Source organism: Mesorhizobium sp. M2A.F.Ca.ET.039.01.1.1 (assembly GCF_003998035.1).
Lineage (GTDB): Bacteria > Pseudomonadota > Alphaproteobacteria > Rhizobiales > Rhizobiaceae > Mesorhizobium.
This window is the reverse complement of the sequence record NZ_RZRY01000162.1, coordinates 1-10775: the sequence shown is the minus strand read 5'-3', so window position 1 is coordinate 10775 and position 10775 is coordinate 1. Positions and strand designations below refer to the sequence as shown.

Here is a 10775-nt window from a genome sequence, read left to right as displayed (position 1 = left end):
GAGCGCCTTAGGCCAGCAGGCTCGCCGCCTCGTCCTCGCCCAGCAGCGGCGGCTGGTCGACAGTGCCGGCGATGGCGACCGAGTTGCGGCTCTCGCCCGAGGCGAGGATGGCCTCCATGATCTCCAGCACATGCAGCGCCAGTTCGCCGGACGCGCGCGGCTTTCTCTTCTGCGACAACGAACGCGCCAGGTCGGCGACACCGAGCATGCGGTAATTGGCGCGATCCGGCGCCGCATAAGGCCAGTTGCGCGCGCCATAGAGCTCGCTTTCGCTGGCGAAATCCGTCCACTCGGCACCGCGCGCGGAAAGCGAGACCGTGCCGCCGAAAGTGTCGGGGTCGGGCAGCCTGAGCGACCCTTCGGTGCCGTGCAGCTCGATGGGGTGGTTGGAGTGCTTGAAGACATCCCAGGAAGCACCGAAAGTGACGGTGGCGCCGGAGCGGAACTCGAGCAGCGACAGGATGTTGGTCGGCGTGCCGACCCTGAAGCTGGTGTTCTTGTAAGGGCCGTCGGCGGTGATCAGCCGCTCCTCCTGGCCGCGCGTGGCCATCGCCATGACACGGGTCACGGGGCCGAGCAGGTTGACGAGCATCGTCAGATAGTACGGCCCCATGTCGAAGACCGGGCCGCCGCCTGGCTGGTAGTAGAATTGCGGGTTGGGATGCCAGTGCTCCATGCCGCGCCCCATCATGAAGGCGGTGCCGGTGACGGCGCGGCCGATCGCGCCCTCGTCCATCAGCCGGCGGGCGCGACGTCCGGCGGCGCCGAGGAAAGTGTCGGGAGCCGAGCCCAGCAGCAATCCCCGTTTCGCCGCCTCCCCCACCAGCTTGCGGCCGTCGCTGGCCGAGGTGGCGAGCGGCTTTTCGGTGAAGACATGCTTTCCCGCCGAGAGCGCCGAAAACGAGATGTCGAAATGCGCCGCGGGAATGGTGAGGTTGAGGATGAGATCGACCTCCGGGTCGGCGAGCAACGCATCGACGCCGAGCGCGCGAATGCCATATTCCTTCCCGCGCAAGACAGCCATCTCGGCGGAGATATCGGCGCAAGCGCGCAGTTCCACGCCGGCGAAAAGTGCCGCGTTGCGCAGATAGGTCATCGAGATGTTACCGCATCCGATGATGCCGATACCGAGCTTCGCTCCTGAATTTGCTTGCATTTCCCTTTCGACCTCCCAATCGGCGACGCCCGAGACAAGCCATCGCGACGGCGACGGACAATTTTCGTGACTCGCTATAGCGCATTTTAAATCTTGACGCGCGTAAAATTTTTATACAGCATGTGAAAACGATGGCCAGTATCACAGGCCGCCGGCCTTGCAAATCAAGAGATTAGGGAATTATGAGCCTAGGGACCAAAGTGCGCCTCGCGCGCCTCTTTTCGCATCCATCGGGGAATCTATTTGGCGGCGCGGTCGACCACTTCGTCGGCTATGGCGACGTGCGCAAAGGCGGCCTTGCCGATCTGCCCGGCGCGCTGGCCCGCGTCATGGCGGGCAAGCCCGATTACGTCAGTATCCAGCCCGGCACCGCGCGCCATCTGTGGCCGCAATATGCGGGCAAGGCTGCCCTGGTGATCCAGGCCGGCTGCTTTACCCCGGACGACCGCATCAGCGAGTTGATTGCAACGCCCGAGGATGCGGTGCGCGCTGGAGCCGATGCGTTGGCCGTGGCCATTCCGGTGCGAGGCGCGACTGAAGGCAAATACATACGCTGGCTGACCGATTCGGTGAACGCGGCGGCCCGCTACGGCATGCCGGTGGTGGCGCATATCTATCCGCGCGATTTCACCGACGGGGCAAAGATCATCTTCACCCCCGACGAGATCGCCTATGCGGCGCGCATCGGCTACGAGTCCGGCGTCGACGTCATCAAGATCGGCTACACGGGCGATTTCGAGTCGTTCCGGGAGACCGTCCGGACCTGCCCGGTGCCGGTCGTGATCGCCGGTGGCCCGAAGACCGACACGCTGCTCGGCGCGCTTCAGCAGACGGCGGACGCCATCCGCGCCGGCGCGCGCGGCGCCGTGGTGGGCCGCAATCTCTGGGGGCACGGCGATCCTCAGAAGGCAGCGCTTGCCTTTCGGGGCGTCATCCATGACGGGCTTTCGGCGCAAGAAGCGCTTGCGAAGGCGGACGCCTGAACGATGCGCGCCGTCCCCTCGATCCTCGGCTTCGGCGCCATTGCGATCGACGACATCGTCTATGTCGATCAGCCGTTGTCGGCGGGCAAGGGGAAGGTTCTGCAAAGCACGCGCGCTTTCGGCGGAAATGTCGCGACGGCCCTTGCCGCCGTCGCGCGGCTTGGCGGGAGCGCCGGGTTCATCGGATGGCTGGGCAGCGCCGATGACGATGCCGCCTTGTGCGACCTCGTCGCCAGCGGCGTCGAAACCGCGTTCGCGCCACGCCATCCCGACGCGCGCCCGGTACGCTCGCGCATCACCGTCGGCTCGGACGGGGACCGGTTCATCGCCTATGACGACGACGCGATGCTGGGCACCGCACCGGACTTTCCGGAAGATATCCTCAGCCGCGCGAGCGTCCTGATCGTCGACAGCTACGCGATCCGCTCGCTGGATGCCGTGGCCCGGGCTCGCGATCTCGGCCTCGCGATCCTCGGCGACATCGAATGGAGCGCCGGGCCAGCCACCGATAGGCTGATCGAGCTCTGCGACCATCTCATTCTTCCGCTCGCCTTTGCACAGACCGCCACAGGCCGCCGCTCGCCCGCCGAGATGCTTGATGCATTGTGGTCGCCGTCGCGCTCCGCCGTCGTCCTGACCGACGGCGGCCGGGGCGTCTATTATCGCGGGCGCGGGGAGACAACGCTCTGGCACCTGCCTCCGCATCGGGTTGCGATCGTCGACTCGACCGGTGCCGGCGACTGCTTTCATGGCGCCTATGCCCATGCATTGACGCGCGGAGCCGACACCGCGGGCCGGGTGGCATTCGCGGCCGCGGCGGCCGCCCTTTCAATAACCGGGCGCGGCGGACGCGAGGCGCTTCCGACCGACAGCCAAGTCACGCAATTGCTGGCATCGGCGAGCGCGCCATCGGCGGTCGAACTGAAATATGCGCAACTCGATACCGGAACATAAGCTGAAAACCACCCGAGAGATTTTCACAAGCAAAAAGCCAAGGTGAAAAAAAAATCATCAGCTTTGACTTGTGGAGGGAGGAATATGGCGGAAGTCATTCTTGAGAATATCTGCAAAACCTACGGGAACAGTTTTCGTGCGATCGACCGATTGAACCTGTCGATCGAGGATGGCGAGTTCCTGATCCTGGTTGGGCCGTCCGGCTGCGGGAAATCCACCGCCTTGCGGATGATCGCGGGATTGGAGGACATCACCAGCGGCAGCCTTCGCATCGGCGGCATAGACGTCGTCGACATGCCGCCCAAGGACCGTGACATCGCGATGGTCTTCCAGAGCTATGCGCTCTACCCGCATATGACGGTGTTCGAAAACATCGCCTTCTCGATGCGGCTGGCGGGCAAGCCGAAGGCCGAGCGCAAGAAGCGCGTGGACGAGATCGCCAAGACCCTTCAGCTGACGTCGCTGCTGGACAGCAAGCCCGCCAACCTTTCCGGCGGGCAGCGTCAGCGGGTCGCCATGGGCCGCGCCATGGTGCGCGAGCCGGCTGCTTTTCTCATGGACGAGCCGCTCTCCAATCTGGACGCAAAACTGCGCGTGCAAATGCGCGCCGAGATCACCAGCCTGCAGAAGCAGCTCGGCGTGACGACTATTTACGTCACCCACGACCAAACCGAAGCGATGACGATGGGGGACAGGGTCGCGGTGCTGAAAGGCGGCGTGCTGCAGCAGGTCGACACACCGAAGCGGCTCTATGAATCGCCGGTGAACGCCTTCGTCGCCGGTTTCATCGGCTCGCCTTCGATGAACCTTTTCGAAGGGACGCTGACGGGCGACGAACTGACGGCCGGCACCTTCGCCATCCAGCTGCGGGATGCAGCCTTCGAGCGAAGACCGGGCTTGAGGTCGTATGCGGGGCGCAAGATCGTGTTCGGGATCCGGCCCGAGCATCTCTATGACAGCAGCCTCGAATCCGGCCGCAAATACCAGACGATCCCTGCAAAGGTGACCTCGATCGAAGAGCTCGGGTCCGAACACATCGTCCATCTCAACATCGACGCGGTCCGGGTGGATTCAGGCGACCCGGACGCGGTGAGGGATTTCGGCCTGGCGTCGAATGCGGTGGCGAAATTCGAACCGGAAAGCGCAGTCCGCTCCGGCTCGGAAATCCGGTTGGCCCTGGATGATACCAAGCTCCATTTCTTCGATCCCGAAACGCATCTGGCGATCTGAAGATTTGCGGCAAGGCCAGCAGGCGGGAGCGAGGCGCCTGCGAATGAAGACTGCTGAATAAACCAGACGATCGCCCGCATTGTGCGGCCGATCTCAAAGAAGGAGGAGAAAATGACATTTCGGATAAAGCCCGCCATGCTGAAGATGGCCGCGGCCGCATGGCTGCTTGGCGCAACCAGCGCCATGGCGGACACGACCCTGGAATTCGCCCAATGGTGGGAGCCCGAATTGCCCGCAGGCTCGCTGCGGAAGATCATGGACGAATTCGAGGCCGCGAATCCCGGCATCAAGGTGACGCTGGTCAGTGGCCCCTATGCCGCCACGCGGGATCAGATCTCGGTCGGCGCGGCGACCGGAACGCTGAGCGATGTCGTCGGCCTCGATGGCGCCTGGGTGAACAATCTTAACGCGCAGAACGCGCTCGCCGACATGAACCCGATGATGGATGCGAGCAAGTTCGACAAGACGCAAGTCGCGGACATCATCAAGGTGGACGGCAAGGCCGTGATGTTCCCGGTCGCTTCCTTCGTCTATCCGGTATTCGTCAATCTTGACCTCGCCGCCCAGGCGGGCGTCACCAAGCTGCCATCGACCCGCGCCGAGTTCCTCGAAGCCGCCAAGAAGATGACCCATGCCGACAAGAACCAGTATGGTTGGGTGCTGCCGCTGTCGCTGCAGTCGCCGTCCGGCGTCCAGAACGACATGATGTCGTGGGTCTGGGCATCGGGCCAATCGATGATGGCCGACGGCAAGCCCGCCCTCGAGGGCAAGCCGGTGGTGGACATGCTCACCTTCGTCAAATCGCTCAATGACGCGGGCACCATCTCGCCCGGCATCGCCACCAAGACCGAACAGGAAAAGGTCGAGGAATTCGTCAACGACCGCGTCGGGATGATGATCGACTCGCTCGCGCATGTGAACCTCATCCGCAAGCGCAATCCGAAGCTGAACTTCGACCTCATTCCGGTCCCGGTCGTGGAGAACTACAACGGCAAGCGCGGCCTTCCTTACGCCTCATGGGGCATCGGCATCTCCGCCGGCTCGAAGCATCAGGAGGAGGCCTGGAAACTCGTCCAATATCTGATGAGCGAGAAGGTCAACGCCAATCTGGTGTCGCTGGCCAACGCCTTCCCGGGCAATGTCAACGCCAAGCCGGACTTCGTGACCTCGGACAAGGCTTTCGGCAAGGCTTTCGAAATCTTCAAGACCGGTTACCTCGCCAATGAGTTCACGGGTCTGCCGGTGGCGGAAGACCTGATGACCCAGTTCGACGTCGAAGCCCAGAAGATGCTGGCCGGCGAGCAGTCTCCGGAACAAGCCGCGGCCAACGCTCAGAAAGGATGGACGGCTAAATTCTGATCGGCCTGTTTCACGATCTTCGACCGGGAGGCCTGACTTCGGGCAGGCCTCCCGGCAACAACGTACCGGCGACGCGAGTGTTCGCGAAGCTCGCCTTCTCTCGAAGGCGTATCCCAAGGTTGGCACATGACCCGGCAGAAGCGCTCCCGTCACAGACTGAAACGAACGGTCGCACCCTATCTCTATCTGTCGCCCTCGCTGGTGATCATCGGCCTGCTGATGCTGCTGCCGATGGTGACGGTGATTTCCTATTCGTTCCAGAACAGCGCGGTGCTGCGTCGCGACTCATCCTTTGCCGGGCTGAAACACTACCAGGCGATCTTTGCCGATCCCGTGTTCTGGGCCTCGCTATGGCACACGCTCTACTTCACGTGCATGAGCGTCGTTTTCCACATGACCATCGGCATGATCTTCGCGCTCATGCTGAACAGCGACCGCATCAACCCGACGCTGCGCAATATCCTGCGCGTGCTCTACATACTGCCCTGGCTCTTCACCGCGGTGATCATAGCGGTGATCTGGCGCCTGCTGCTCGAGCCCAACGGTGTCGTCAACAGCATTCTCATGCAGCTGGGTCTCATCGGCTCCAAGATCGAGTGGTTTTCCTCGCCCAAGACGGCGCTGCATGCCGTCACCTTCGCCAATATCTGGGCGGGCTACCCGCTATTCATGGTCAGCCTGCTCGCGGGCCTGCAGGGCATTCCCAAGGATTTCTACGAGGCCGCCGATATCGACGGGGCGAAGGCCTACCAGAAGCTGATCTTCATCACCATTCCCCAGCTGATGCCGATCATCATCAGCATCTCGCTGCTCGATTTCATCTGGACGATGCAGGTCTTCCCGTTGATCTGGATCACGACGGGCGGCGGTCCGATCTACTCGACCGAGGTGCTCAGCACCTACACCTACAAGCTGGCGTTCTCGAGCTACAACCTGTCCCAGGCGTCGGCGAGCGCCGTGGTCATCCTGCTGATCTCGCTTGGCCTGACGCTGTTCTACATCCGTTATCAGAAGGCCCGGTAATCACCATGAGGAAAAGGCACACGACGAAGGACAGGCTGATCACCGTCGCGCTGCATATCGCACTTGTCGCGGGGCTGTTTTTCGCGGCCTTCCCGATCTACTGGATGCTGAGCAGCTCGTTCAAATCGAACACCGAGATCTTCGCCCTGCCGCCGACCATCCTGCCGAAGGCCTTCACGCTGGAAGCCTATGCAGAGATCCTTGGCGACCCGGTCAAGCTGCGCTTCTTCTTCAACAGCTACTTCGTGGCCTTCGTGGTGACTGTGCTGACGGTGCTGATCGCCTTGCTGGCGGCCTACGGGTTCAGCCGCTTCAATTTCCGTGGCAAGGGCAGCCTGAACACCCTCATCATCAGCACGCAGACCATCCCGCCGATCACGCTTCTGATCCCCTTCTTCGGGCTCGTCGTCTCGTATCGCATCTTCGACACCTATATCGCGCTGATCCTGACCTATCTGGTCTTCACCCTGCCCTACGCGATCCTTTTGATGACGGGCTATCTGAACACCTTGCCCCGCGATCTCGACGAAGCTGTCGCCGTCGACGGCGGCACCAGTTGGACAGCGCTCTGGCGGGTGATCGTGCCGATCTCGTTGCCTGGCATCGTGGCGACCTCTGTCTATACTTTCCTGTTGTGCTGGAACGAATTCCTCTTCGCGCTGACCCTGACGAAGTCGACCTCCATGCGCACCGTCCCCATCGGCATCCAGCTTTTGATGGGGCAGCACGCTTTCGAATGGAACCAGATGATGGCGATGAGCGTGCTCGGCTCGTTGCCGCTCTTGTTGATCTACCTCATTGCCCAGAGGTTCTTCCTCGCCGGCATGACCGCGGGCTCGGTCAAATAGGCACGTCCCGCAGAGAACCAAGGAATGAAAGGATGAACGTGAGAGACCTCAAAGTCGGTTGCCAGACCTTCACCTGGGAAATGCTGGGAGACCGGTTCACCGGCGGCCCCGATGATCTCATCAAGGCGATCGCCGACGGCGGCTATGCTGGCATCGAGATCACCGACACGATGATCGGCCGCTATGCCGGCAAGCCGGCCGAATTCGCCGCCGCGCTGAAGGCGTCCGGCCTCACGCTCGTCTCCTTCGCCTTCGGTTCGAAAAGCGGCTTTACGCTCAAAGAGAAAATCGGCGAGGACCTCGACACAGCCAAGCGCTGGATCGACTTCGCCGCCGCCTTTCCGGGCACGCTGGTGTCGATGGGCTCGGCGACGGTCATGTCGGACGGTCCGCGCGAGGACAAGTTTGCCATCGCGGCGGAAGTCTACAACCGTGCCGGCGAGCTCGGCCGCAAGGCCGGCGTCCAGGTCGCGGTGCATCCGAGCTCGCACCACAACACGCTGCTGTTCGACCGCGCCGACTATGACAGCATCTTTGGGTTGATCGACGCTTCGCTGGTCGGCTGGGTGCCGGACACGGGGCACATATTGCGCGGCCACAAGGACATGGCCGACACGCTCACGACCTATCGCGACCGCATCCGCTACGTGCATCTGAAGGACGTCGATGCGAACGGCACCTGGGCTATGCTTGGCAAGGGCGTCTGCGACACGGCAAAGGTGATCGAGATCGCAAGTGCTGCCCCCAACTTCAACGGCTGGCTGGTGCTTGAGGAGGAATCCGAGACTGCCGCCGCCGATCCGGCCGGCGCGGTCAAGACCAACCGCCAGACCATGCGCGGCTACGGGGCGTGAGACGATGATCCACAAGCAAGACCGTCGCCTTCGTGTCGGTGTGCTCGGCTGCGGGCCGATCGCGCAATTCGCGCATCTGGAATCCTGCGTGAAGGCAAGCAACGCCGATCTCTACGCGATCTGCGATGCGGCGCCCGATCTGCTGGCGCGGATGGGCGCCACCTACGAGCCGCGCAAGATGTATGGCGACTATGACGAGATGCTCGCCGATCCGGAGCTCGAGGCGGTGATTGTCGCCACATCGGACGCCTATCACGTGCCGATGTCGATCAAGGCGCTGGAAGCGGGCAAGCATGTGCTGTGCGAAAAGCCGATCGGCGTCTCGGTCGAGGAAGGCGAAAAGCTTTCCGAAGCGGTCAAACGCTCGGGCAAGGTGCTGCAGGTCGGGCACATGAAGCGCTTCGACCCGGCGCTGGAAGCGGCGCGCGATTTCGTGCGCGACGAGATGGGCGAGATCCTGGCGCTCAAGGCTTGGTATTGCGATTCCACCCATCGCTATACCAACACCGACGCGGTGCAGCCGCTGCCTATCACAAGCAAGCTGGCGAAGAAGCCGGGCGGCAATCCGAAGGCGGACCTGCGGCAGTACTTCATGCTGGCGCATGGCTCGCATCTCGTCGACACGGCCCGCTTCCTGTGCGGCGAGATCACCGCCGTTCGTGCCCGCCTCAACGAGCGCTTCGGCGCCTATTGCTGGTTCGTCGAGACCGAATTCGCCAATGGCGCGCTCGGCCATCTCGACCTCACCGTCGCCGTGCGCATGGACTGGCACGAAGGCTTCCAGCTCTATGGCCAGAACGGCTCGGTGATCGCGAAGACTTTCAATCCCTGGTATTTCCGCGCCAGCGAGGTCGACATCTTCCACGAGAAGGACGCGACCTCGCGCAAGCCGCTCGGCGCCGACGGCCATTTCTTCCGTCGCCAGTTGGAAGGCCTCGCCGACACGGTGCTCAACGGCGCGCCGCAGCGCGGCGCCACGGTCGAGGATGGGCTCGCCTCGATACGCGCCATGGTAGCGATCGCCCGCTCGGTTGAGAGCGGCGAGCGCGTCGCGCTCGCCAGCGTGACGGGAGCGGTCTGATGCAGGTCGGCGTGTTCGCCAAGACTTTCCCGGGCAGCGAGCCGACCGGCGTGCTTGCCGCTGTCCGTGATGCGGGCTTCGCGGCCACGCAGTTCAACCTCGCCTGCGCCGGCCTGCCGTCGATGCCGGACGCGGTTCCGGACGCGGCGATCGACACTGTCGGTGCCGCTGCCAAGGCGACCGGAATCAGTCTCGTCGCTCTCTCCGGCACATACAACATGGCGCATCCGGACAGCCGGATGCGCCAGGACGGACTGCGACGGCTGGCGGTTGTCATCGAAACCGCGGCCAGGCTTTCGATCCCGCTCGTCACGCTCTGCACCGGGACGCGCAACGCCGAGGATCAGTGGGCGTACCATCCCGACAATTCCGATCCCACGGCCTGGGCCGACATGGCGCGCGAGATGGAAAAGGCGCTTCGGCTTGCCGAGCGCCACGGCATCGATCTCGGCATCGAGCCGGAACAAGCCAACATCGTCACATCGGCTGAAGACGCGATACGACTGATCGGCGAGATGGGCTCGAAGCGGCTGCGCATCGTGCTCGATCCAGCCAATCTGTTCGAGCGGGCGAATGCCGAACAGGCACGCTCCATCGTTGCCGAAGCGGTCGAGTGCGTGGCTGGCCATGTCTCTTTGGCGCATGCCAAGGACCGCTTCGCCGACGGCCGCTTTGCCACGGCCGGACAGGGCGTCGTCGACTTCGCCGACTTCATCGCCCGGCTGAAAGCCACAGGCTTCGACGGGCCGCTGGTGACGCATGGGCTCTCGGCCAGGGAGGCGCCGGGCGTCGCGCGTTTTCTCAAGGAGCTGGTGTGATGGCGGGCCAGATTGCGCTTCTTCGCGACGGCGCGACGCTGCTCCGCACCGACAGGGGCGAAGGCCCGGCGGTGGTGTTCCAGCACGGGCTCGGCGGCGGTGAGGCGCAGGTCGCCCAGACTTGCCCCACCGGCTTCCGCCGCCTCACGCTGGAATGCCGCGGCCATGGCGGCTCAGGCTTCGGTGAACGGCGACCGTTCTCGTTCGAAATGTTCGCCGACGATGTGCTTGCCGCGGCCGACCGGGCCGGCCTCGACCGCTTCGTTGCCGGCGGCATCTCGATGGGCGCAGGAATTGCGCTTCGTCTCGCCTGCCGTCATCCGGAGCGCGTCGCTGGCCTCATCCTGGTGCGGCCGGCATGGACGTTCTCGCCAGCGCCGCAGAACATGCAGCCGATCGCCGAGGTCGCCGAGCTCATCCTCGAACATAGCGCCGACGAGGCAAGGAGGATCTTCGCGCAATCCGAGAC

General features: G+C 63.5%; 11 protein-coding genes. 10 read left to right on the top strand and 1 reads right to left on the bottom strand.

The window, feature by feature from the left end; all coding sequences use genetic code 11:
• Positions 1–7: 7 nt before the first annotated feature.
• Positions 8–1156, bottom strand: coding sequence for a Gfo/Idh/MocA family oxidoreductase (locus EOA24_RS14750; protein WP_126081280.1), 1149 nt, complete (start codon positions 1154–1156; stop codon positions 8–10).
• Positions 1157–1338: 182 nt separating this feature from the next.
• On the opposite strand from EOA24_RS14750, the gene EOA24_RS14745 reads away from it, so the two are divergent.
• The 10 genes from EOA24_RS14745 to EOA24_RS14700 form a co-directional block, all read left to right on the top strand.
• Complete coding sequence (locus tag EOA24_RS14745; RefSeq protein WP_126081279.1) at positions 1339–2139, top strand: class I fructose-bisphosphate aldolase; 801 nt, start codon at positions 1339–1341, stop codon at positions 2137–2139.
• A 3-nt stretch (positions 2140–2142) separates the two neighbouring features.
• The gene (locus EOA24_RS14740) at positions 2143–3093 is read left to right on the top strand and encodes a PfkB family carbohydrate kinase (protein WP_126081278.1); all 951 of its coding nucleotides are present in this window, start codon (positions 2143–2145) and stop codon (positions 3091–3093) included.
• An 84-nt stretch (positions 3094–3177) separates the two neighbouring features.
• Positions 3178–4323, top strand: coding sequence for an ABC transporter ATP-binding protein (locus tag EOA24_RS14735; protein ID WP_126081277.1), 1146 nt, complete (start codon positions 3178–3180; stop codon positions 4321–4323).
• Between the two features lie 111 nt (positions 4324–4434).
• Complete coding sequence (locus EOA24_RS14730) at positions 4435–5682, top strand: sugar ABC transporter substrate-binding protein (protein ID WP_126081276.1); 1248 nt, start codon at positions 4435–4437, stop codon at positions 5680–5682.
• Between the two features lie 126 nt (positions 5683–5808).
• Positions 5809–6705 carry a sugar ABC transporter permease gene (locus EOA24_RS14725; protein ID WP_126081275.1) on the top strand — a complete coding sequence of 299 codons (897 nt, stop codon included), beginning with the start codon at positions 5809–5811 and terminating at the stop codon, positions 6703–6705.
• A 5-nt stretch (positions 6706–6710) separates the two neighbouring features.
• On the top strand, positions 6711–7553 hold the full coding sequence (locus EOA24_RS14720) for a carbohydrate ABC transporter permease (protein ID WP_126081274.1): 843 nt from the start codon (positions 6711–6713) through the stop codon (positions 7551–7553).
• A 32-nt stretch (positions 7554–7585) separates the two neighbouring features.
• Positions 7586–8407 carry a sugar phosphate isomerase/epimerase gene (locus EOA24_RS14715; protein WP_126081273.1) on the top strand — a complete coding sequence of 274 codons (822 nt, stop codon included), beginning with the start codon at positions 7586–7588 and terminating at the stop codon, positions 8405–8407.
• A gap of 4 nt (positions 8408–8411) precedes the next feature.
• Positions 8412–9488, top strand: a complete 1077-nt coding sequence (locus EOA24_RS14710) for a Gfo/Idh/MocA family oxidoreductase (RefSeq protein WP_126081272.1) — start codon at positions 8412–8414, stop codon at positions 9486–9488.
• Positions 9488–10306, top strand: a complete 819-nt coding sequence (locus tag EOA24_RS14705; protein WP_126081271.1) for a sugar phosphate isomerase/epimerase family protein — start codon at positions 9488–9490, stop codon at positions 10304–10306. Before EOA24_RS14710 ends, EOA24_RS14705 begins: the two co-directional genes overlap by 1 nt.
• Positions 10306–10775 (top strand): alpha/beta fold hydrolase (locus tag EOA24_RS14700; protein WP_127409881.1); only part of this gene is annotated, 470 nt, incomplete at its 3' end. The genes EOA24_RS14705 and EOA24_RS14700, both read left to right, overlap by 1 nt.